Below are 22,737 nucleotides of genomic sequence, written 5' to 3'. Positions count from 1 at the left end.
GTGGGGCGATGACGAGAGTCATGACCGTGGTCGGCACACGACCGGAGATCATCCGGTTGTCCCGCGTCATGGAGCGGTTGGACCGGACAGTCGACCACCTGCTCGTACACACCGGACAGAACTGGGACAGGTCGCTGTCGGACGTCTTCTTCGCGGAGATGCGGATCCGGGAACCTGACCGCTTCCTCCGGGTGGACACGTCCTCGCTCGGGCGGGTGCTCGGTGGTGTCCTCGTCGGCGTGGAGGAGACGATCCGTGAGCTACGACCGGACGCGCTGCTCGTGCTCGGCGACACCAACAGCGCCATCGCGGCCGTGATGGCTCGACGGATGCGGGTGCCGGTCTACCACATGGAGGCGGGCAACAGGTGTTTCGACCTGAACGTGCCGGAGGAGACCAACCGTCGCCTCGTCGATCACGTCGCCGACTTCAACCTGGTCTACAGCGAGCATGCGCGGCGCAACCTGCTCGCCGAGGGCCTGCACCCCCGGAGGATCCTGCACACCGGCTCACCGATGCGGGAGGTGCTCGACCACTACCGGCCCGAGATCGAGGCGTCGACCGTCCTGCGTCAGCTGGAGCTCGAACCCGGGGGCTACTTCGTGGTCAGCGCCCACCGCGAGGAGAACGTCGACGATCCGGCCCGGCTGCGCCGGCTGCTCGACTGTCTCCGGCTCGTACGCGTCGAGTGGGGCCTACCCGTGCTGGTGTCCACCCACCCACGTACCCGTAAGCGGTTGGAGTCGCTCACCGACGACGGCACAGACCTCGACGGCATCGCCTTCCACGAGCCGTTCGGCTTCTTCGACTACGTACGCCTGCAGACCCAGGCCCGGTGTGTCCTGTCCGACAGCGGCACGATCAGCGAGGAGGCCGCGATTCTCAACTTCCCCGCGGTGACGCTGCGCGAGTCCATGGAGCGTCCGGAGGCGCTGGACGCCGGGGGCATCATCATGACCGGCCTCGACCGCGACGGGGTCGTCGAGGCCGTCCGGGTGGCGATCGACCAGGTGGCGGTGGCCGGTGTACCCTGCCCGGCCGACTACCAGGTCTGCGACACCTCCCGGTTGGTGGTGAACTTCATCCTGTCGACGGTGCGACGGCACCACGACTGGGCGGGCATCCGCCGCTGAACGACACGCCCGAGGGCTGGTGACCGGAACCGGTCACCAGCCCTCGGCGGTGCGGCGGTCGTCACCGGGGCAGCGGCAGGCCGCCCAGGGCCGTGTGGCCGAGCCGACCGGTCGGCTCGGCACTGAGCCGGGCCAGTTCGGCGACGACCTTCTCCGGATCGTCGAACGGGTCGAGGCTGCTGATCTCCATCGGGTCGAGCGGAGGCACCACGACGTGCGACACCAGCGGGTGCAGCGGACGGGCATCGGGCTCGCCGGTACCCAGCAGGTCCTCGTGCAGCTTCTCGCCCGGACGCAGCCCGGTGTAGACGATCGGTACGTCGCTGCCGGCCTGCTCGGCCATCTGCCGGGCCAGGTCGACGATGCGCACCGGCTCGCCCATGTCGAGCACCAGTGCCTCACCGTCACGCCCGATCTCGGCGGCCTGGAGGACCAGGTGCACCGCCTCCTGCATGGTCATCAGGTACCGGGTCACCTCGGGATGGGTGACGGTGAGCGGGTTACCCGCCTCGATCTGCCGTTGGAAGGCGGTGACCACCGAGCCGCGGCTGCTCAGCACGTTGCCGAAGCGGACACTGAGGAACGTGCCTGGAAAGCGTGAGGCGGCGTGCGCGGTCAGCCGTTCGGTGATCCGCTTGGAGTAGCCCAGGACGCTTATCGGGTCGGCGGCCTTGTCGGTGGAGATGTTCACGAACTTCGCCACGTCCTCGCAGGCGTCCAGCACCGACAGGGTGCCCCACACGTTCGTCTTAACCGCCTCACCTGGGTGCCGTTCGAGCAGGGTGAGGTGCTTGAGCGCGGCGGCATGGAAAATGATCTCCGGGCGGCGTTCCCGGATGATGCGCCGGATCGCCTCGTCGTCACGCAGGTCCGCCAGGATCAGCTCGGGTCCGTCCAGCATCGCCCGGCCGTCGAGCGACATCTGCAGGGCGTGCAGCGCCGACTCGTCGCGGTCGAGCATCATCAGCTCACCCGGGTCGGCCTTCATCACCTGCCGGCACAGTTCGGAGCCGATCGAGCCGCCCGCGCCGGTGACCAGGATCCGCCGACCGGTGAGGCCGTTGGTTCGTACCGCCATCTCGGTGACCACCTGCCGGCGACCGAGCAGGTCGCTGATCCGCACGTCGCGTACGTCGGTCACGGTGATCCGGTGGTCGACCAGATCGCGAACCGGCGGGAGCACCTTGAACGCCGTACCGGTGGTCAGGGTGGCCTCCCGGATCTGCCGGATCAGCGCGGCGTCGGCGTTGGCGACCGAGAAGATGACGGTGGTGGCGCCGGTGCGGCGTACCGCCTCGGCGACGTCACCACGCCCACCGAGTACCCGGATGCCGTCGACGCAGAGATCGCGCTTGTCCGGGTCGTCGTCGAGGGCTCCGACCGGTCGGTAGCGGCTACGCGGGTCGGTCAGGAGCGCGCGGAGCAGTCCCTGGCCGGCGTCGCCCATGCCGAACAGCAGTACCGGGACCGACGAACGGACGTCCGGGCGTAGGGCCAGGTCGCGCCGGTGCCGGTAGGCGAAACGGACGGCGAGCATGGACAGCAGGGCGAGCGCGCCGCCGACCAGCGGGGTGCTCGCCGGCACCGGACGTTCGGGCACCGGCAGGACACCGAGCAGGACGATCGCAACGGTGGTGAGGGCGGTTCCGGCCAGCCCGCGAACCTCCTGGAGGCTGCCGAGCGGGTGACGCCCCGAGCGCACCCGGCGTGCCCCGGCCACCGCCACGTGCAGCCCGGCGGCGATCAGCCCACAGCCGGCGGCGCGGGTCAGCTGGGTGGTGGTCAGGGCGAACTCGTAGCGGGTCCAGGCGGCGGCGATGAATCCGCCGACCCAGGCCGTGGCATCGGCGGCGAGGAACGCCGAGGTACGCCACCGGATCCAGGTCCGGCGAACCTTCGGCTCCGGGCGCCGGCTGAGCTGTGTGTCCCGCATGTGCGGCTCCTGTGCTGTCGACCACTTCCGCCCGGGGGGAACGGAAGGAGCGATACGCTCTTGTCCTTGTTACATGCTGTTTGAGTGCTTAGTAGCCTTTTAGGCGATTGATAGCGGATCGCTCGATTCGGGTGGCCAACCGATCCGTCGGGCCCGGCTGCCGGTCGGATCAGCGGGCCGGCACGCCCTTGACCACGACACCGGCGGGCACGTCACGAACCACACAGGCGCCCGCGGCGACGGTGCTGTCCCGACCCACCCGCAGCCCCTGCAACACGGCGGCGGTGGTACCAACGAGCACGCCCTCCGCCAGCCGGCACTCCCCGGAGACCGCGGCCAGCGGATTCACCGACACGTGGTCTGCCAGCTCGCAGTCGTGCCCGACGGTGCAGTTCTGGTTGAGATGCACGTGCCGCCCGAGAGTCACGTTCGTGGTGACCCGGGCCCCGGCGAAGGCCACCAGGCCGGGGCCGTACCGCAGATCCACGCCGAGCGTGGCGTCGGGGTGCACCAGACTGGCAGCTGGTATGCCGTACCGGTCGATCCGTTCGGCGACCGACCGTCGGACCCGTGGGTCGCCGATGCCGATGACGTGGTGGGTGTCGGCGGGTGCCTCGGAGAACCAGGACACCCCACCGAGGTAGGGCACATCGAGCCGCTGCACCCGCTTGAGATGCGCCTCGTCCGGACGGTCGTCGACGAAACCCAGCACCTGCCAGCGGGGTAGGAGGGCAGCGACGTTCATGGCGTGGGCGATGGTCAAGACCTCTCGACCGTGCCCGCCGCAGCCGACGATCACCAGCGGTACCGTCACGCCGCTGGGACCCCGCTCCGGGTGGCCAGGAATCCCTCGATCGCCGAGAGCACGGCGGTGACCTGCGGCTCGGTGAGAGCGCTGCCGCTGGGCAGGGTCAACCCCTGCGCGTAGAGCTGCTCGGCGGCACCGGTGAGCCGGCTCTCCGCGTCCGCGTACGCCGGTTGCAGGTGCATCGGCTTCCACACCGGACGGGTCTCGATGTCGCGGGCGGACAGGTGGTCGGCGAGATCCGCCGCGGTCCAGCCGCACCGGTGCGGGTCGACCCGCACGCTGGTGAGCCAGCAGTTCGAGTCGGCGTCCTCGGCGCCGATCAGGTCGACCCCCGGGACCGGGGCGAAGAGCTTGGCGTAGCGGTCCCGCAGCCGACGCCGACGGTCGATCATCCCATCCAACCGGACGAGCTGCGCCCGGCCCAGCGCCGCGAGCAGGTTGCTCAACCGGTAGTTGTAGCCGGTCTCCCGGTGCTCGTAGTGCCGAACCGGCTCACGCGCCTGGGTGGACAGATGCCGCGCCCGGTCGAGCAGCGCCACGTCGTCGCCGACGAGCATACCGCCGCCGGAGGTGGTCATGATCTTGTTTCCGTTGAAGGAGAGAGCGCCCACCCGACCGAAGGAAGCCGCCGGCCGGCCGAGATGGGTGGCGCCGAGCGCCTCCGCGGCGTCCTCCACGACCGGAACGTCAGCGGCGGCGCAGATCGGCAGCAGCGCGGTGTAGTCGGCGCAACTGCCGAACATGTCGACCGGGATCACCGCGCCGACCCGCGCGCCACGCGAACGCAGCTCCTGGAGCAGCTCGGCGACGAGCGCGACGTCGATGTTGCCGGTCCGGGGATCGCAGTCGACCAGTACGGGTCTGGCCCCGGTGTAGCGGACCGCGTTGGCGGTGGCGACGAACGTCAGTGTGGGTACCAGCACCGCGTCCCCCGGACCGACGCCCAGCCCGAGCAGCGCCAGGTGCAGCGCTGCGGTGCCGGAACTGACCGCAACCGCCCCCCGGGTACCGACCCGGGCGGCAACCTCCCGCTCGAAGGCGTCGAGATCGGGGCCGACCGGTGCCACCCAGCCGGACCGAAGCGCCGCGATCAGGTACGACTCCTCCAACGGCCCGATGTCCGGCGCGGACAGGTGGATGGTGCCCGTCATCGCCGGCTCCCGAGGAACTCGGGCATGGTGGCGCTGCCGTCTGCCGAGATGCCGTCCCGGCGCAGCACGGTGCCGACGGTGGCGGTCAGGATCGACAGGTCGAGGCGCAGGCTGCGGTTGGTCACGTACGCCACGTCGAGCGAGAGCTTGGCGTCCCAGTCGAGGCTGTTGCGACCGCGTACCTGTGCCAGCCCGGTGATGCCCGGGCGGACCTCGTGCCGTCGCGCCTGGGTGGGGGAGTACCTGCTGAGATATTCGGGAAGCAGGGGGCGGGGGCCGACGACGCTCATGTCGCCGCGGAGCACGCACCAGAGAGTCGGTAGTTCGTCCAGACTCGTGGCCCGTAACCACCGGCCGAGTGGGGTGAGTCGGTCGGCGTCGGTCAACAGCCCCCGGGCCGGGTCGGGGGACCGCATCGTGCGGAATTTGATCAACTCGAACGGTTGGTCGTCCCGCCCGATACGGCACTGCCGGAACAGCACCGGTCGGCCCAGGCCCAACGCGACCGCCGCCGCGACCACCGCCATCACCGGCACGGTCAGCAGCAACAGAACGATCGCGACGACCACGTCGAACAGCCGTTTGACTGGATCGTTGGGCCGTGTGGGCCGGGTCGGGCGCGCCGGTGCGGTCACCGAGGATACGGGCACCGTTCTGACCTCCGTACGTCAACCGGTCATAGCAGACAAACGGGTTGTATCAGACTGTTGTTCCGGTGCACCGGAAAATAGCGACAGTCGACACGGATCCCGACAGGTCAACCCGCCGGGACACGCAAAGGACACGCGTCCCGGCGCGTCGCGTCAGCTCGGGTGTGTCGGGTCGGAGCTGGTCAGAGTTCTGATTCGAGTGCGTCGAGCCGCCGCTGCAACATGGTCCGCAGCGGTAGCGACTCGCCGTCCCGGGCACCCTCGCCGATGATCAGCGGGGGCGGGTCGGGTTGCGGATCGGCGCCGAGAAACCGGGCGCGCAGCGAACGCGGCACAGTCAGCAGGTGAAACCGACCGTCCACGTCGACCGCCCGGCTGTGGGCCCGGTCGATGTACCAGCCGTACAGACCGGTCCGGTATCGGGCCCGCCCGTCATGGGACCGGGCAACAAGTCGACTGGTGGCCAGGCCGCGCCGCCGAGCCTCCTCGACGAACGCGCCGACCAGCGACGCGGCCTCCGCCTGCTCGGCCTCCCGGCGGCGCTGCGCGGCAGCCGCGTGCGCCCGCACCGCCCGCTGCCGCGTCTCCCGCCAGTCCGGGTCGCCGTCACTCGCCACGCCCCGACGGTACGCCACCGACCAGTTCACCTCGACCTACCCGGCGGCTGAGGGCCTCCTCAGAGCAGCCCGGCCCGGCGCAGCGCGTCGGCCATCGCGCCGTCGGCGGGAGCCGCCGAGCCGCCGCGTCCCTGGCGGACCTGCCCGCCCTGCCCGCCACGTCCCTGCCCGCCACGTCCCTGGCCGTTGCGTCCCTGGCCGTTGCGCCGGCCCCGCCCCTGCTGATCGCTGCCACTGTCGCCCCGAGCACCCCGGCCGGCGGCCGGGTCCGTCTCGTCCTCCAGACGCAGGGTCAGCGAGATCCGCTTGCGCGGAACGTCCACGTCCAGCACCTTAACCTTCACCACGTCACCGGACTTGACCACGTCGCGCGGATCCTTGACGAAGGTGCGGGACATCGCCGAGACATGCACCAGACCGTCCTGGTGCACCCCCACGTCGACGAACGCGCCGAACGCGGCCACGTTGGTGACCACACCCTCCAGCACCATCCCCGGCGTCAGGTCGCCGATCTTCTCGACGCCATCGACGAAGGTCGCCGTCCTGAACTCCGGTCGGGGGTCGCGGCCCGGCTTCTCCAACTCGGCGAGGATGTCGGTGACGGTGGGCAGGCCGAACGTGTCGTCGACGAAGTCGGTCGCGCGCAGGCCGCGCAGGATCGTCGACCTGCCGATGACCGACCGCAGATCCTGACCCGTGCTGGCCAGGATCCGCCGCACCACCGGGTACGCCTCGGGGTGCACGCTCGAGGAATCCAGCGGGTCGTCACCGCCGGGGATGCGCAGGAAGCCGGCGCACTGCTCGAACGCCTTCGGCCCGAGCCGGGCCACCTTCCTCAGCTCGGCTCGGGTACGGAACGGTCCGTTGGCGTCGCGGTGCAGCACGATGTTCTCAGCCAGCCCGGCACCGATGCCGGAGACCCGGGTCAACAGCGGCGCGGAGGCGGTGTTGACATCGACACCGACACCGTTGACGCAGTCCTCCACCACCGCGTCCAACGACCGGGAAAGCTTCACCTCGGACAGGTCGTGCTGGTATTGCCCGACACCGATGGACCGAGGATCGATCTTCACCAGCTCGGCGAGCGGATCCTGCAACCGGCGGGCGATCGAGACCGCGCCACGCAGCGACACGTCCAGACCGGGCAACTCCTGCGCGGCGTACGCGGAGGCAGAGTAGACCGACGCACCGGCCTCGGAGACCACCACCTTCGTCAACTTCAACTCCGGATGCCGCCTGATCAGGTCACCGGCCAGCTTGTCGGTCTCCCGACTGGCGGTGCCGTTGCCGATGGCCACCAGTTCCACCCCGTGGGCCGCGGCCAGCGTGGCGAGGGTGTGCAGGGACGCGTCCCACTGCCGGCGCGGCTCGTGCGGATAGATCGTGTCGGTGGCGACCACCTTGCCGGTGGCGTCCACCACCGCCACCTTCACCCCGGTACGCAGGCCCGGATCCAACCCCATCGTCGGCCGGGCACCGGCCGGCGCGGCCAACAGCAGGTCACGCAGATTCGTGGCGAAGACCCGGACAGCCTCCTCCTCAGCGGCCTGCCACAGCCGCATCCGCAGGTCCGCCCCGAGGTGGATGAGAATGCGGGTACGCCACGCCCAGCGCACCGTGTCGGCGAGCCAACGGTCGGCGGGACGTCCCTGGTCGCTGACCCCGAACCGGCCGGCGATGGCGGCCTCGTACCGGGTCGGTCCGGTCACCACCTCGTCGTCGTCACCCTCGGCCTCCGGGGCCATGGTCAGGTCGAGTACGCCCTCCTTCTCGCCCCGGAACATGGCCAGGATGCGGTGCGAGGGCAGCTTCGGGTACGGCTCGGCGAAGTCGAAATAGTCGGCGAACTTCGCCCCGGCGCTCTCCTGCCCCTCGCGTACCCGGGACACCAGGCGGCCCCGCGACCACATCTGCTCGCGCAGCGTGCCGATCAGGTCGGCGTCCTCGGCGAACCGTTCGATCAGGATGGCCCGCGCCCCGTCGAGCGCGGCGGCGTCGTCCGCCACGCCCCGGTCCGCGTCGACGTAGGCGGCGGCGGTCCCACGCGGATCCTGGGACGGGTCATCGAGCAGGGTGTCGGCGAGGGGCTCCAGGCCGGCCTCCCGCGCGAGCTGCGCCCGGGTCCGCCGCTTCGGCTTGTACGGCAGGTAGATGTCCTCCAGGCGGGACTTCGAGTCGGCCGCCCTGATCTGCGCTTCCAGAGCCTCGTCGAGCTTGCCCTGGGAACGGATGGACTCCAGCACCGCGGTGCGCCGCTCGTCCAGCTCGCGCAGGTACCGCAGCCGTTCCTCCAGGGTACGCAGCTGGGTGTCGTCGAGCAGGCCGGTGGCCTCTTTCCGGTACCTCGCGATGAACGGCACGGTGGCACCACCGTCGAGCAGTTCCACGGCCGCGCGTACCTGGCGCTCGGCGACGCCGAGTTCCTCGGCGATCCGTTGATGAACAGAGAGGGTCACGATGTCGCTCCGCCTTCGGGTGTGGGTTCCGTGGTGCATTCTGCCGGGCTACCGTGGCGATCATGGAACCACCTGTGGACCCTCGGGCGCGCCGGCTCTTCGGCGGCAGCGCGCGGGCCCTCGGCGACCTGGCGACCAGCCCGTTCCGGGCCGACCGGGACCGCATCGTCGGCTCGCCGTTCTTCACCCGGCTCGGCGGCGTCACCCAGGTGGTCAGCCCCGGCGGCACCGGGCTGCTGGTGCACAACCGGCTCACCCACAGTCTGAAGGTCGCCCAGGTGGCCCGCTCCATAGCCGAGCGGCTCACCGCCGACGCACACCAACGCGATCTGGTGGAGAAACTGGGCGGCTGCGACCCGGACGTGGTGGAAGCCGCCGCGCTCGCCCATGACCTCGGCCATCCGCCCTTCGGCCACCTGGGAGAGCGGGTGCTGGACCGGCTGGCCCGGCACCGGCTCGGCCTGACCGACGGATTCGAGGGCAACGCCCAGTCGTACCGGATCGTCACCTCGACCGAGATCCGGGGCGCGGCGACCACCGGCCTGGACCTGACCGCGGCGGTGCGGGCGGCGATGCTGAAGTACCCGTGGACCCGGCTGGACCACCCCGACCCGCACCCGCGCCTGATGGATCCGCCGCCGCGTGGCGCGACCCCGCCGCCAGACGACCCGGACAGCGGATCGGCGAAGTTCGGGGCCTACCTGACCGAGCTGGAGGACCTGCGGCAGGCCCGGGCACCGTTCGTCGGGCGGATCGCCGACTGGCAGCAGACCGTCGAAGCGTCGGTGATGGACACCGCCGACGACATCGCCTACGCCATCCACGACGTGGAGGACTTCTACCGGGTCGGGGTGCTCCAGCAGGGTACGGTCGCCGCCGAGTTGATGGCCTGGCAACGCGAGAGCGGTCACCTGCGGGCCATCACCGACTCCGCACTGGTCACCTCCGCCCGGCGGCCCGGCTCGTCGATCGAGCGGCTACGCCGCCAACTGCACCAGAAGGACGCCTGGATCGCCGACGACGAGGCGTTCGCCGCCGCCGTCGAACACGTCCGCGAGGAACTCGTCGAAGGGCTGCTGGCGTTGCCCTTCGACGGCTCGATCGAGGCGGAACAGTACGTCGCCCGCTTCTCCGCCAGGTGGACCACCCGTCTCGTGGACGCGATCGCCGTGGTCCCGCAGCCCGCTGTGCGCTCCGGGCACGTGCTGCTCGCCCCGGCACAGTGGCACGAGGTGCAGGTGCTCAAGTTCGTCCACCACCGGTTCGTGCTGGCCCGTCCGGACCTTGCGTTGCACCAGCGTGGTCAGGCTCGGCTGCTCGACACCCTGGTCGAGGCGCTACGAGAGTGGCTGCTGGATCCGGAGGAGGAGTCCCGGCTGCCCCGGAGACTGCACGACCTGGTGGAACTGGCGGAGGCGGAACTGCACCCGCGCACCCAGGACCGGATCGGTAAGGCACGGGGCCGGGCCATCGTCGACTTCGTTGCTCAGCTCACCGACAGCCAGGCGGTGGCGATGCTGGACGCCATCTCCGGCCGCTCCGGCGCCCTCTGGACCGACGCCTTCGTGCTGTGAACAGAAGGGCACCGGATCAGGCGATGGCCTGCCACCAGCCGTCGACCGCAGGTGGGTCGTCGACCACCACCCGCTCGCCCGGTCGTGGCACGGCCAGCCGCACGTCGCGCGCCTTCGCCTCGGCCCAGACCCGGTCCACCGGCTCGGACCAGTCGTGCAGGGCGAGGTTGAACGTGGCCCAGTGCACCGGCAGGAACAGCCCACCACGCAGGTCGAGGTGGGCGTCGACCGCCTCCTCGGGGAACATGTGGATACCGGGCCAGGCCCGGTCGTACGCGCCGATCTGCATGAGCGTGACGTCGAACGGCCCGTGAGCGGCACCGATCTCCGCGTACCCGCCGAAGTAGCCGGAGTCGCCGGTGTAGTAGGCGCGGCGTTGCCGCCCGGCCACCACCCAGGAACCCCAGAGGGTGCCGTTGCGGCGCAGACCCCGACCGGAGAAGTGTTGGGCGCCGGTACAAGTGATCTCCAACTCGGCTACCTGGTGGGTCTGCGACCAGTCCAGCTCGATGATCCGTTCCGGTGGTACGCCCCAGCGGTCGAGGTGGGCACCGACGCCGAGCGGTACCAGGAACGGTGCCGCCTGCCGGTCGGTCAGTTCCCGCACCGTGCCCATGTCGAGATGGTCGTAGTGGTCGTGTGAGATCAGGATCGCGTCGAGCCGGGGCAGTTCGTCGAGGCGTACCGGCGGTTCGTGCAGCCGGCGCGGGCCGACCGCGGTCGAGGGGGAGCATCTGTCGCTCCACACCGGGTCCAGCAGCACCCGTCGACCCTCGATCTCGATCAGCGCGGAGGCGTGGCCGTACCAGATGACGTTCAGTTCCCGCGCCGGGTCGATGTTCGTCTCGGCGGCCGGCCGCAGCAGTGGCACGGGTGCCGCCGGCCGGCGCTTCTGCTTGCCGAAGAGCAACTCACGGACGAGGCTGCGGTCGGAGACCGGCACGGTCGTGCGGGTGTCCGACCGGTTGTGGAAGGTGCCGTCCCGGAACTGTGGTGACCGGGCCGCCCGTTCGGCGCGGACCCCGGCCAGCCGTCCGCCGATGGCGGCCGGCACGTTCCGTACGGACCATGCCGCGCCGGCGAGCCCGGCCAACGCGGCCAGACTCGCCGCAGCCCCGGTGATCCGCCGACCGGTGGTACGTCCAGTAGACTCGTTCGGCGCCCGCATGGTCCCCCCCTCGGTTGATCCCGAAGTCCACGGTAGCCGCCGTCGGCGGTGCAGCCGCCGTTGTGGGGGCGGTACGTGTGCCCACGGTTTGCGGCGCCGGTGCCGTCGAACCGCGATGGTCACTCGGCAGGGAGAATCGTACGTGCGCCCGTCGATGGGTTCACGGGGCGAGGACGACCTTGACGCAGCCGTCCTGCTTCTGCTGGAACATCTCGTACGCCTGCGGTGCCTGCTCCAGCGACACCCGGTGGGTACGCAGGTCGGTCACGCCGAGCGGGTCGTCGTCGGTGAGCAGCGGCATGATCTCGTCGATCCACCGCCGGACGTGACACTGTCCCATCCGCACCTGGATGCCCCGGTCGAACATCTCCATCAGCGGCAGCGGGTCGATCTCGCCGCCGTACACCCCGGAGATGGAGACGGTGCCGCCGCGTCGGACGGCCTTGAGCGCGGCCTTGAGCGCGACGAGCCGGTCGATGCCCATCTTGTCGATCATCGGCTGGGCCAGCTTGTCGGGCAGCAGACCGGCGGCGGCCTGACCCAGTTTGCCCAACGGTGCACCGTGCGATTCCATGCCGACCGCGTCGATCACCGCGTCCGGCCCACGCCCGTCCACCAGGTCGACGAGTGTGCCGGGGACGTCGTCGAGTTGGGACACGTCGAGCACCTCCACACCGTGCCGGCGGGCCATCTCCAACCGCTCCGGCACCAGGTCGAGGCCGATCACCCGGTCGGCGCCGAGATGGCGGCCGATGCGGGCGCAGAGCTGTCCCACCGGCCCCAGCCCGAAGACGGCGAGGGTGCCGCCGGGAGGTGTGTCGGCGTACCGCACCGCCTGCCACGCGGTCGGGAGAATGTCGGAGAGATAGAGCCACCGCTCGTCGGGGCCGTCCGCCGGCACCTTGATCGGGCCGAACTCGGCGTACGGGACGCGGAGGAACTGGGCCTGCCCGCCGGGCACCGCACCGTAGAGGGAGGTGTAGCCGAACAGGGCGGCGCCCTTACCCTCGGCGGTGACCTGGGTGGTCTCGCACTGGGCGTAGAGCTGACGCTGGCACATCCAGCAAAAGCCGCAGGAGATGTTGAACGGCACCACCACCCGGTCGCCAGGTTTGAGCCGGGTCACCCCGGGCCCGACCTCCTCGACGATGCCCATGGGTTCGTGTCCGAGGATGTCGCCGGCCTTGAGGTACGGCCCGAGGACCTCGTACAGGTGCAGATCGGAGCCGCAGATGGCGGTGGAGGTGATCCGCACGATAGCGTCGGTTGGTTCCTCGATCGTCGGGTCGGGGACCTCCTCGACCCGTACGTCCCGTTTGCCCTGCCAGGTCAGTGCCCGCATGCCGACCCCTCCTCGCCGCTGTACGTCTGACCGGACTGCTACCCGTCCGGGGCTGGTTGAACCGGCGGCGGGGTCTCGAACCGGCAGTGGACCACTCGACGGCGGTCCTCCCGGGCACACGTGCCCGAGTGTTCTCGGCAGTGTGATCCCGGCGGTCGGCGGGGCCGCCCGCAAGACAAACGGACCGGCCGCCGTACCGGCATCGGTACGGCGGCCGGTCCGTGTGCCGGCTGCGGCGGTCAGGTGCCGGGGGTGTCGGCGTGTCGGGTGGTCGCTGCCAGGTAGTCGCGGTTGAGGCGGCCGATCGTGGTCAACGGGATTCCCTTCGGGCAGACCACGGTGCACTCACCGGCGTTGGTGCAGCCACCGAAGCCGGCCTCGTCGTGCGCGTCGACCATGTCGACGACCCGGGTGTAGCGCTCGGGCTGGCCCTGCGGCAGCAGCGACAACTGGGTGACCTTCGCGGCGGTGAACAGCATCCCCGAGCCGTTCGGGCACGCCGCTACGCAGGCACCGCAGCCGATGCAGGCGGCGGATTCGAAGGCGGCGTCCGCGTCGGCCTTGGCCACCGGCACGGAGTGCGCCTCCGGGGCGCTGCCGGTGGGGGCGGTGACGTACCCGCCGGCAGCGATGATCGTGTCGAAGGCGTTGCGGTTGACGACCAGGTCCTTGATGACCGGGAAGGCCCGGGCCCGCCACGGCTCGATGTCGATGGTGTCGCCGTCCTTGAACTGCCGCATGTGCAGCTGACAGGCGGTGGTACCGCGCTGTGGACCGTGCGCGTCCCCGTTGATCATGAGGCCGCACATTCCGCAGATGCCTTCGCGACAGTCGTGGTCGAAGGCGATCGGCTCCTCGCCGCCGAGGATCAACCGCTCGTTGAGCACGTCGAGCATCTCCAGGAACGACATGTCCGGAGAGACGTCGTCGACCTGGTACTTGATCATCCGACCCTTGTCCTGGGGGCCGGACTGGCGCCAGATGCGCAGGGTCAGGTTCACTTGTAGCTCCGCTGCGTGGGGTGGACGTATTCGAAGTTCAGATCTTCCTTGTGCAGTACCGACGGCTCACCCGCGGCGGTGAACTCCCAGGCCGCGACGTACGCGAACCGTTCGTCGTCGCGCTGGGCCTCACCCTCCGGGGTCTGGTGCTCGGCGCGGAAGTGGCCGCCGCACGACTCCTCGCGGTGCAGGGCGTCGATGCACATCAACTCAGCCAGCTCGAAGAAGTCGGCTACCCGGCCCGCCTTCTCCAGCGACTGGTTCAGCCCCTCACCGTTGCCCGGCACCCGGACCCGCTGCCAGAACTGGTCCCGCAGGGCGCGGATCTCGTCGATGGCCTTGCGTAGCCCGGCCTCGGAGCGTTCCATGCCGCAGTGCTCCCACATGAGCTGGCCAAGCTCACGGTGGAACGAGTCCACCGTCCGGTCGCCGTCGATCGCCAGTAGTCGCTGGATGCGGTCCTCGACGTCGCGACGCGCCTCGACGGCCGCCGGGTGGGTCGCGTCGACCTTCTCGAACGGGCCGGCGGCGAGGTAGTTGGCGACCGTGTTGGGTAGCACGAAGTACCCGTCGGCGAGGCCCTGCATCAGCGCCGAGGCGCCGAGCCGGTTCGCGCCGTGGTCGGAGAAGTTGGCCTCACCGATGACGAACAGCCCGGGAATCGTCGACTGCAGGTCGTAGTCGACCCAGAGGCCGCCCATCGTGTAGTGCACCGCGGGGTAGATCCGCATCGGGACCTCGTACGGATCCTCGCCGGTGATCCGTTCGTACATCTCGAAGAGGTTGCCGTACTTGGCCTCGATGGCCTTGCGTCCCAGGCGGTTGATGGCGTCGGCGAAGTCGAGGTAGACGCCGAGCTTCGTCGGACCCACCCCCCGGCCCTCGTCGCAGACGTTCTTCGCGGCGCGGGAGGCGATGTCGCGGGGTACCAGGTTGCCGAAGGACGGGTAGATGCGCTCCAGGTAGTAGTCCCGCTCGTCCTCGGGGATCTCGCGCGGGTCCCGGTCGTCGCCCTTGGCCCTGGGTACCCACACCCGGCCGTCGTTGCGCAGCGACTCGCTCATCAAGGTCAACTTCGACTGGTGGTCGCCGGAGACCGGGATGCAGGTCGGGTGGATCTGGGTGTAGCAGGGGTTGGCGAAGTACGCCCCCTTACGGTGGGCCCGCCAGGTGGCGGTGACGTTGCAGCCCTTGGCGTTGGTGGAGAGGTAGAAGACGTTGCCGTAGCCACCGGAGGCGAGCACCACCGCGTCGGCGAACTCCGTGGTGATCTCGCCGGTGACCATGTCGCGGACCACGATGCCCCGGGCCTTGCCGTCGACGACGATCAGCTCCAGCATCTCGTGCCGGGCGTTCATCTCCACGTTGCCCAGGCCGATCTGCCGCTCCAACGCCTGGTAGGCGCCGAGCAGCAGCTGCTGGCCGGTCTGCCCCCGGGCGTAGAAGGTGCGCTGCACCTGTGCACCGCCGAACGAGCGGGTGTCGAGCAACCCGCCGTACTCGCGGGCGAACGGCACCCCCTGGGCGACGCACTGGTCGATGATGTTCACCGAGACCTCGGCCAGCCGGTGCACGTTCGACTCGCGGGAGCGGAAGTCGCCGCCCTTGACGGTGTCGTAGAACAACCGGTGCACCGAGTCGCCGTCGTTGCGGTAGTTCTTGGCGGCGTTGATGCCGCCCTGCGCGGCGATCGAGTGGGCCCGGCGGGGGCTGTCCTGGTAGCAGTACGACCTGACCCGGTAGCCCTGTTCGGCGAGCGTCGCGGCGGCGGAGCCGCCGGCCAGGCCGGTGCCGACCACGATCACGGTCATCTTGCGGCGGTTGGCCGGGTTCACCAGCTTCGCCTCGAAGCGGCGACGATCCCAGCGGGTCTCGATGGGGCCGTCGGGGGCTCTGGTGTCGGCGATCGGGTCGCCCTGGGAGAACAGTTCCACGGTCAGGACACCAATCCGGTGAGTACGGCGAACGGGACCAGGAGGTAGCCGGCGCAGAGCACGACGGCGAAGACGAGAGCCACCAACCGGGCCCGCTGTTCGCCGCCGGGGGTCTGCTGGCCGAGGCTGCGCAGCGCGCTGAACACGCCGTGCCGCAGGTGGAAGCCGAGCGCGACGACCGCCAGGGTGTAGAAGGCCGTGACGTACCAGCGTTCCGGGGCGAAGTCGGCGACCACGTTGGCGTATGGCCGGGACGGGTCGCCGACCGGGTTCAGCGTGCCGGTGGTCAGGTCGAGGATGTGGTAAATCACGAAGAGCAGGATGATCACGCCACCCCAGCGCATGGTCCGGGCCGCGTAGCTGCCCCGGACCTTCTTACGGTGGGCGTAGCGCACCGGGCGGGCGGCTCGGGCGCGCATCGCCAGGATCGTGGCGGCCCCGATGTGCAGGAGCACCGCGGTCAGCAGCCCGACCCGCTGGATCCAGAGGAACCCGGCGCTGGGCAGCAGTGGGGCACCGAGTTCACGCAACCAGTGTGCGTAGTGGTCGAACGATGTCGCACCCGTGAAGATCTTCAGGTTGCCGAGCATATGGGCGATGAGGAACAGCACCAGCAGGATGCCTGTCACCGCCATGACGGCCTTCAGGCCGACATTAGACCGGATGGGCGACCGGGTTCTCGTCGTGACTACCACCTGATCGACGCTAGGAGTAGTTGGATCAGTCGTCCAATGCATCGACGCCGCAGTCTTGATAGCCGTAGGCTATCTAGATGCAGCTCCATCAGCTGAAGTACTTCGTTGCGGTGGCCGAAGTACGACATTTCACCCAAGCCGCGGATCTCGTGGGCATCACCCAACCCTCGTTGAGTAAGCAAATTCACGCCCTGGAGGACGCCCTCGGGGCGCCCCTGTTCGAACGGGTAAGGGGCAACATAACGCTCACCGCGGCAGGGGAGGTGCTGCTGCCACTGGCCACCCGGATCCTGGCCGACGTCGAGACCGCCACCCGGGAGGTACAGGAACTGGTCGGGCTACGGCGCGGCCGGGTACGCCTCGGCGCCACCCCCAGCCTCGCCACCTCGCTCGCCCCGCCGGTCCTCCGCCGGTTCCGCGACGCCCACCCCACCGTGGACCTGCGGATGGAGGAGGGTGGCTCGCAGGACCTTGTTCGTGACCTGCTCAGGGGCGATCTCGACCTCGCGTTGATCATAATGCCTGCCCAGGGGACAGACCCCGGCCTGCGAGCCGATCCGATACTCACCGAGAGCCTGGTGGTCGCCTCGGTCGACCCGGTGCCCACCGCCACGCCCAGTGCCGACCTGCGCATCACCGACCTGCGGGACCAGCCGATGGTGATGTTCCGCGAGGGTTACGACCTGCGCGACGCCACCCTTCAGGCGTGCCGCGACGCCGGCTTCGAACCGGCCCTGTCAGTCGACGGCGGGGAAATGGACGCGGTGCTCAGCTTCGTCGAGGCCGGGCTGGGCATCGCCGTGGTACCCGGCATGGTGGTGGCCCGCCGGGCCGGCATCCGGGTCACCCGACTCGCTCCGCCGGGAGTACGACGCACCATCGCCGTAGCCCGCCGTCGCGACGCCGTGCCCACCCACGCCGGCCGCGAGCTACGCCGCATCCTTCTCGACTACGTGCACACCGCCACCGCCACCGCGCAACTCCCACCCGGCGTCGAACCTCTGCGCTAACCGCTCTCGGCGTCGTCCATGGCGCGGTAGATGCGCTGCTCGGAGACGGGATAGGGGGTGCCGAGGGCCTGGGCGAAGACGCTCACCCGCAACTCCTCGATCATCCAACGGATCCGTCGCACCGCCTCCGACGAGCGTCGCGCCAGGGGCAGCGCGGCCAGCATCTCGTCGTACTCCCGCTGCACCGACGCCACCCGGTCCTGCTGAGACCTGTCCCGTGCGGGACTACCCGGCAGCCGATCCAGCCGACGCTCGATCGCGGTCAGATAGCGCAGCAGGTCCGGCAGCCGGGCGTACCCGGCCTCGGTGACGAACCCGGGGTGCACCAGGCCGGTGACCTGGTTGCGGATATCGGCCAGGGCGGCCACCACGGCCAAGTTCCTCGTCGCGCCGAGTCGCTGCTGCACCGCGTACGCGGCGGCGAGCACCGCCCGTACCCGGTCCATCACCTCCACTACCGTGTCGACCAACTCGGCACGGACCTTGTCGCGCAGCGCGGCGAAACCCGCCTCGTCCCAAGCCGGCCCACCCGCCTCAGCGATCAGTTTGTCGATCGCCGCGCCGGCCGCATCCTCGATCAACGCCTGCACCCCGCCGTGCGGGTTACGGGACAACGCCAGCTTCGCCTCGTTACTGAGCCGCCCCTGAAGGAACTTCGCCGGCGACGGCACGGTCAGCCGCAGCAGTCGACGGGTACCCGCCCAGTGCGCCGCCTCCTGCTCCGCCGGGGAGTCGAACACCTTCACGCCGACCGTGGCACCCTCGTCCACCAGCGCCGGGTAGGCGGTCACCGCGTACCCGGCCCGTACCTGCTCGATGGTGCGCGGCAGCGCACCGAACTCCCAGCCGGTCAGCCCGGTGCCGGCCAGCTCCGGCGCTGCGGCGGCCACCACCTGGCGTACCTCCGCCGTGAGCCGACGTTGCAGGGCCGGCAGGTCCTTGCCCTCGGCGACCGGCTCGTCGTCGTCACCGAGCACCCGGAAGGTGACCCGCAGATGTGGCGGCAGCTTGTCCACCTCCCACGCGTCGCGGGGCACGGTCACCCCGGTCATCCGTCGTAGTTGCCGGGTCAGCGCGTCAAGCAGCGGCTCCGTGCCCGGGGTGATCGCGGCAAGCGCGGCGCGGGCGTAGTCGGGCACCGGCACGAAGTTGCGCCGTACCGGCTTCGGCAGCGATCGGATCAGCGCGACGACCAGTTCCTCACGAAGCCCCGGCACCTGCCAGTCGAAGCTCTCGGCGGGGATCTGGTTGAGCAACGGCAGTGGGATGTCCACCGTCACGCCGTCGGTCGGGGTACCCGGGTCGAACGTGTAGGTGAGCGGCAGGGCCACCCCGTCGCTCCGCCACTGGTCGGGGTAGTCGGCCTCGTCCAGGCTGCCCCGGCCCGCGTTGACCAGCAGTGCCCGGGTGAAGGTCAACAAGTCGGGCCGCTCCCGACGTGCCTTCTTCCACCAGCTGTCGAAGTGCCGCCCGGAAACCACCTCGGCCGGGATCCGCTCGTCGTAGAACTGGAAGATCGTCTCGTCGTCGACGAGGATGTCGCGCCGCCGGGCCCGGTTCTCCAACTCCTCGATCTCGGTCAGTAGCTTCTGGTTGTCCTGCCAGAACTGGTGATGGGTGGTCCAGTCGCCCTCGACCAGTGCGTGTCGGATGAACAACTCCCGGCTCGACACCGGATCGATCCGGCCGAAGTTGACCTTGCGTGAGGTGACCAGCGGGACGCCGAAGAGGGTGACCTTCTCGTACGCCATCACCGCCGCCTGCTTCTTCTCCCAGTGCGGTTCGCTGTAACTGCGCTTGACCAGGTGCGCAGCCAGCGGCTCGACCCACTCCGGTTCGATCCGTCCGTTCACCCGCCCCCAGAGCCGGGAGGTCTCCACCAGTTCGGCGGCCATCACCCAGCGCGGCGGCTTGCGGAACAGCGCCGAGCCCGGAAACAGGGCGAACCTGGCCCCGCGAGCGCCAAGGTACTCGTGTTTCTGGGCGTCCTTGAGGCCGATGTGCGAGAGCAGACCCGGCAGCAGCGACTGGTGCACCTTCGGCGTGTCGATTTCCGCCGGTAGGTCCGCGCCGATCAGGCGTCGTCCACCACCGTCGGGTGCGCCGTCCGCGTCGCCTCGCCGGCGCCGTCCCCGACTCCGGTCGTCAGGGGTACGCAGCACCTGCCGCAACTGGCTGACGATGTCCTGCCACTCCCGGACCCGCAGGTAGTTGAGGTATTCGGCCCGGCACATCCGGCGGAACGCGCTCGACGACAACGCCCGCTGCTGCTCACGCAGGTGACGCCACAGATTGAGGTACGCCACGAAGTCGGATTCGGCGTCGGCGAACCGTGCGTGTGCCTGGTCGGCCTGGGCCTTCTTCTCCGTCGGCCGTTCCCGCGGATCCTGGATCGACAGGGCTGCGGCGATCACCGTCACCTCGGTGGCGCAACCGTTGCGTTCACCCTCCAGGACCATCCGGGCCAGCCGGGGGTCGACCGGCAACTGGGCCAACCGTCGACCGACGGTGGTGAGCCGTCTGGTCAGCTCGGTCTCGGCCGGGTCGATCGCGCCCAGCTCGTGCAGCAGGTTCACCCCGTCGATGATGTTGCGCCGGTCCGGCGGGTCGATGAACGGGAACGCGGTGATGTCACCGAGTCCGATGGCGGTCATCTGGAGGATGACCGAGGCCAGACTGGTCCGCAGGATCTCCGGATCGGTGAACTGGGGACGGGAGTGGAAGTCCTGCTCGTCGTAGAGCCGGATGCAGATGCCGTCCGACGTACGCCCACAGCGGCCCTTGCGCTGGTTGGCGCTGGCCTGGGAGATCGGTTCGATCGGCAGCCGTTGCACCTTGAGCCGTTGCGAGTAGCGGGAGATCCTGGCCGTGCCTGGGTCCACCACGTACTTGATGCCGGGCACGGTCAGCGAGGTCTCCGCGACGTTCGTGGCCAGCACGACCCGACGTCCGCCGTGCGGGGCGAAGACCCGGTGCTGCTCGGCGACGCTGAGGCGGGCGTACAGCGGCAGGATCTCGGTGTCCTGCAGGGCCCGCCGGTTCTGTACCAGCCTGCCAAGTGCCTCCGCGGTGTCCCGGATCTCCCGCTCACCGCTGAGGAAGACCAGGACGTCGCCTGGCCCTTCGGCGGCCAGTTCCTCGACGGCCTCACCGATGGCCTGGATCTGGTCTCGGACGTTGTCCTCGTCGGTGCCTCCCTCGTCGCCTTCGGCGACCTCGACCAGTGGCCGGTAGCGGACCTCGACCGGGTAGGTCCGGCCGGAGACCTCCACCACCGGTGCCGGCTCACCGTCGGGATTCTCGGCGGTCGGTGGGCCGGCGAAGTGTCGCGCGAAGCGGCCGGTTTCGATGGTCGCCGAGGTGATGATCACCTTGAGGTCGGGGCGGCGGGGCAGGAGTTGCCGGAGGTACCCGAGAATGAAGTCGATGTTGAGGCTACGTTCGTGTGCCTCGTCGATGATCAACGTGTCGTACTGGCGCAGCATCCGGTCGGTCTGCAACTCGGCCAGCAGGATACCGTCGGTCATCAGCTTGACCAGGCTGTGCTCGCCCACCTGATCGGTGAAGCGGACCTTGTAGCCGACCACCGCGCCGAGCTCGGTGCCCAACTCCTCGGCGATCCGGTCAGCCACCGTACGCGCGGCCAGCCGGCGCGGCTGGGTGTGGCCGATCAGCCCGTGCACCCCACGCCCCAACTCCAGGCAGATCTTCGGCAGCTGGGTGGTCTTGCCCGAGCCGGTCTCGCCCGCCACGATCACCACCTGGTGTTCGCGGATCGCCGCGGCGATGTCGTCCTTACGTTCGCTGACCGGCAGACCAGCCGGGAAGGTGACCGTCGGAACCGTGGCTTTCCGCTGCTCCAGCCGGCCCTCCGCCGCGACCGTCTCGGCAACGATCTCAGCCAGTACCGCCTCACGTCGCCGGGGGTCACGCAGCTTTCGCAACCCGTCGAGCCGACGTCGCAGGTGCCGCTGGTCGCGGAACATCAACGGCGACAGGCGACGCTGCAACTCGCGGACGGGATCGGTCGCGGCGGGTGAGGTTGGATTCTGCATGGCGTGGCCAAGAATAGGCAGCCGGCTTGTGGTCCGCCTCCCGGTTACCCGTCCCGTCCGATGTGATCCGCCCCCATGGCCGGCACCCGACACCTGCCAGGGGGCGAGGCGGTGTGCGTCTGCGGTTCAGGTCTATCGTTTGACCTTCGGATCTAGGTGAACACGGGGACGCCGATGACGATGCGCGACACCGACCGGGCCCTGGTGCAGGCCGCCAGTGCGGTGGCGAAGCTGCGCTGTCGCAGTGCCGCCCACACCCTCGCCACGGCGGCCCGCACCGCCGAAGGCCGAGTGGTGTCCGCAGTGAACGTGGTGCACGCGGCGGGCGGAACGTGCCCCGAGCGGGTCGCGCTCGCCACCGCCGCCACCCAGGGGGTGGGAGAGTTGGAGACAATCGTCACGGTCGGCGACCGCGGCCGATCCCTCGTCGCTCCCTGCCCGGCCTGCCGCGAACTGCTGGCCGACCATTTCCCGACGTTACGGATCATCGTCGGCTCGCCCGAAACCCCCCTGGTGACCCCTGTGACCAAGCTCCCCAACGGATGACGTGGCGCGGGTCGGGTCAGGCAGCGGCGGACCAGATGGCCCGGAAAGCGGCGGCCTCGCCGGCGAGCCAGCGTTCGATCTCGTCGGTGTTGGCGCGGTCGGGCATCCGGTGGGTGATGCTCCGGCGCACGTCGACCAGGACCGGCTCGGCGTGCGGTAGAACGGCGTCCATGTGCCGGGCGGTCAGGTGTAGTGCCGCCAGCGTCGCCTCCTCGCTGGGCGGGTTCTCGTCGAAGTGCAGGCGTACCGCCTCGGCGTGGCCGTCGGCGTATCGAATACCGAAATGCGGGTTGATCTTGATGGGGAGGTCGCCGAGCATGGCCAGTGCGTCGCGGGTCTGGGCCAGGTCGACACCGGCGGGATCGCCGAGGGAGCGCAGCCACGCCGTCGCGCCGGGCGTGAGCGCCTGGTAGAGCGGGCGCCAGCGGGGCTTGACCACGTCGACCACCTGGGCCAGGTGGGTGCCGCCGGTGTGGAAGGCGACGTCAGCCTTGAGCGCCTTGACGAACTGGCCGTGCGGATTGAACCCGGAGCGGCTCGCCCGCTGCCGGCGCAGGCCACCGACGAAGCTGGCCTTGGTCGGGCCCGTGCGGTCGACGTACCGGGTGAAACCGAGGAGGGTGGCGTACGGCGTGAGGGGGGCGGAGGTAGGCGTGGTCACGAG

At 69.9% G+C, this 22,737-nt stretch carries 16 protein-coding genes and 1 pseudogene; 4 read left to right on the top strand and 13 right to left on the bottom strand.

Annotation, left to right across the window (positions count from 1 at the left end; genetic code table 11):
• The first annotated feature begins 8 nt into the window (after positions 1-8).
• Positions 9-1,133 carry a UDP-N-acetylglucosamine 2-epimerase (non-hydrolyzing) gene (wecB, locus tag HCA58_RS10555; protein WP_169597598.1) on the top strand — a complete coding sequence of 375 codons (1,125 nt, stop codon included), beginning with the start codon at positions 9-11 and terminating at the stop codon, positions 1,131-1,133.
• A gap of 61 nt (positions 1,134-1,194) precedes the next feature.
• Here the strand turns inward: wecB and HCA58_RS10550 are convergent, their stop codons facing one another.
• The 6 genes and pseudogenes from HCA58_RS10550 to HCA58_RS10525 form a co-directional block, all read right to left on the bottom strand.
• Positions 1,195-3,066 carry a nucleoside-diphosphate sugar epimerase/dehydratase gene (locus HCA58_RS10550; RefSeq protein WP_169597597.1) on the bottom strand — a complete coding sequence of 624 codons (1,872 nt, stop codon included), beginning with the start codon at positions 3,064-3,066 and terminating at the stop codon, positions 1,195-1,197.
• A 169-nt stretch (positions 3,067-3,235) separates the two neighbouring features.
• Positions 3,236-3,880, bottom strand: a complete 645-nt coding sequence (locus HCA58_RS10545; protein ID WP_169597596.1) for an acetyltransferase — start codon at positions 3,878-3,880, stop codon at positions 3,236-3,238.
• On the bottom strand, positions 3,877-5,025 hold the full coding sequence (locus HCA58_RS10540) for an aminotransferase class I/II-fold pyridoxal phosphate-dependent enzyme (protein WP_169597595.1): 1,149 nt from the start codon (positions 5,023-5,025) through the stop codon (positions 3,877-3,879). The genes HCA58_RS10545 and HCA58_RS10540 overlap by 4 nt, the downstream gene beginning before the upstream one ends.
• Positions 5,022-5,675 (bottom strand): sugar transferase, encoded by a 654-nt coding sequence (locus tag HCA58_RS10535; RefSeq protein WP_346775947.1) that lies wholly within the window; start codon positions 5,673-5,675, stop codon positions 5,022-5,024. Before HCA58_RS10535 ends, HCA58_RS10540 begins: the two co-directional genes overlap by 4 nt.
• Positions 5,676-5,857: 182 nt before the next feature.
• Positions 5,858-6,292 (bottom strand): hypothetical protein, encoded by a 435-nt coding sequence (locus tag HCA58_RS10530; RefSeq protein WP_169597594.1) that lies wholly within the window; start codon positions 6,290-6,292, stop codon positions 5,858-5,860.
• A 59-nt stretch (positions 6,293-6,351) separates the two neighbouring features.
• Positions 6,352-8,812 (bottom strand): annotated as a pseudogene (locus HCA58_RS10525) (Tex family protein).
• Between HCA58_RS10525 and dgt the strand changes: the two are divergent.
• Positions 8,811-10,322: a dGTP triphosphohydrolase gene (gene dgt / locus HCA58_RS10520; RefSeq protein WP_169597592.1), complete on the top strand. Its 1,512-nt coding sequence runs from the start codon at positions 8,811-8,813 to the stop codon at positions 10,320-10,322. The pseudogene HCA58_RS10525 and the gene dgt overlap by 2 nt on opposite strands.
• A 16-nt stretch (positions 10,323-10,338) precedes the next feature.
• Here dgt and HCA58_RS10515 read toward each other — a convergent pair whose 3' ends face one another.
• The 5 genes from HCA58_RS10515 to HCA58_RS10495 form a co-directional block, all read right to left on the bottom strand.
• A complete protein-coding gene (locus tag HCA58_RS10515; protein WP_169597591.1) occupies positions 10,339-11,490 on the bottom strand; it encodes an MBL fold metallo-hydrolase in 1,152 nt (383 codons plus the stop codon).
• A gap of 160 nt (positions 11,491-11,650) precedes the next feature.
• On the bottom strand, positions 11,651-12,832 hold the full coding sequence (locus HCA58_RS10510; protein ID WP_169597590.1) for a zinc-dependent alcohol dehydrogenase: 1,182 nt from the start codon (positions 12,830-12,832) through the stop codon (positions 11,651-11,653).
• Between the two features lie 239 nt (positions 12,833-13,071).
• Complete coding sequence (locus HCA58_RS10505) at positions 13,072-13,833, bottom strand: succinate dehydrogenase/fumarate reductase iron-sulfur subunit (RefSeq protein WP_169597589.1); 762 nt, start codon at positions 13,831-13,833, stop codon at positions 13,072-13,074.
• Positions 13,830-15,767, bottom strand: a complete 1,938-nt coding sequence (locus tag HCA58_RS10500) for a fumarate reductase/succinate dehydrogenase flavoprotein subunit (protein ID WP_169597588.1) — start codon at positions 15,765-15,767, stop codon at positions 13,830-13,832. Before HCA58_RS10500 ends, HCA58_RS10505 begins: the two co-directional genes overlap by 4 nt.
• Positions 15,768-15,769: 2 nt before the next feature.
• On the bottom strand, positions 15,770-16,462 hold the full coding sequence (locus tag HCA58_RS10495) for a succinate dehydrogenase cytochrome b subunit (RefSeq protein ID WP_346775946.1): 693 nt from the start codon (positions 16,460-16,462) through the stop codon (positions 15,770-15,772).
• Between the two features lie 77 nt (positions 16,463-16,539).
• Here HCA58_RS10495 and HCA58_RS10490 point away from each other — a divergent pair, with 77 nt between their 5' ends.
• Entirely contained in the window at positions 16,540-17,472 is a 933-nt protein-coding gene (locus tag HCA58_RS10490; protein WP_169597586.1) for a LysR family transcriptional regulator, read from the top strand.
• Here the strand turns inward: HCA58_RS10490 and hrpA are convergent.
• Positions 17,469-21,527: an ATP-dependent RNA helicase HrpA gene (gene hrpA / locus HCA58_RS10485; RefSeq protein WP_169597585.1), complete on the bottom strand. Its 4,059-nt coding sequence runs from the start codon at positions 21,525-21,527 to the stop codon at positions 17,469-17,471. The two genes, HCA58_RS10490 and hrpA, sit on opposite strands and share 4 nt — an antisense overlap.
• Positions 21,528-21,701: 174 nt before the next feature.
• Here hrpA and HCA58_RS10480 point away from each other — a divergent pair, with 174 nt between their 5' ends.
• Positions 21,702-22,073 (top strand): cytidine deaminase, encoded by a 372-nt coding sequence (locus HCA58_RS10480; protein WP_169597584.1) that lies wholly within the window; start codon positions 21,702-21,704, stop codon positions 22,071-22,073.
• Positions 22,074-22,089: 16 nt separating this feature from the next.
• On the opposite strand, the gene HCA58_RS10475 is transcribed toward HCA58_RS10480, so the two are convergent.
• A complete protein-coding gene (locus HCA58_RS10475) occupies positions 22,090-22,734 on the bottom strand; it encodes a hypothetical protein (RefSeq protein WP_169597583.1) in 645 nt (214 codons plus the stop codon).
• Positions 22,735-22,737 lie beyond the last annotated feature (3 nt).

The sequence above is a fragment of the Micromonospora sp. HNM0581 genome, assembly GCF_012726175.1.
Taxonomy (GTDB): Bacteria; Actinomycetota; Actinomycetes; order Mycobacteriales; family Micromonosporaceae; genus Micromonospora.
Note: the sequence above shows the minus strand (reverse complement) of the source record. Positions and strands in the feature narration are given on the sequence as shown.

Excerpts from the sequence above, each read along its gene's own strand:
- HCA58_RS10550 (WP_169597597.1), bottom strand. The coding sequence starts at position 3,066 with ATGCGGGACACACAGCTCAGCCGGCGCCCGGAGCCGAAGGTTCGCCGG.
- HCA58_RS10480 (WP_169597584.1), top strand. The coding sequence starts at position 21,702 with ATGACGATGCGCGACACCGACCGGGCCCTGGTGCAGGCCGCCAGTGCG.
- HCA58_RS10515 (WP_169597591.1), bottom strand. The coding sequence starts at position 11,490 with ATGCGGGCGCCGAACGAGTCTACTGGACGTACCACCGGTCGGCGGATC.
- wecB (WP_169597598.1), top strand. The coding sequence starts at position 9 with ATGACGAGAGTCATGACCGTGGTCGGCACACGACCGGAGATCATCCGG.
- dgt (WP_169597592.1), top strand. The coding sequence starts at position 8,811 with ATGGAACCACCTGTGGACCCTCGGGCGCGCCGGCTCTTCGGCGGCAGC.
- hrpA (WP_169597585.1), bottom strand. The coding sequence starts at position 21,527 with ATGCAGAATCCAACCTCACCCGCCGCGACCGATCCCGTCCGCGAGTTG.
- HCA58_RS10490 (WP_169597586.1), top strand. The coding sequence starts at position 16,540 with ATGCAGCTCCATCAGCTGAAGTACTTCGTTGCGGTGGCCGAAGTACGA.
- HCA58_RS10540 (WP_169597595.1), bottom strand. The coding sequence starts at position 5,025 with ATGACGGGCACCATCCACCTGTCCGCGCCGGACATCGGGCCGTTGGAG.
- HCA58_RS10510 (WP_169597590.1), bottom strand. The coding sequence starts at position 12,832 with ATGCGGGCACTGACCTGGCAGGGCAAACGGGACGTACGGGTCGAGGAG.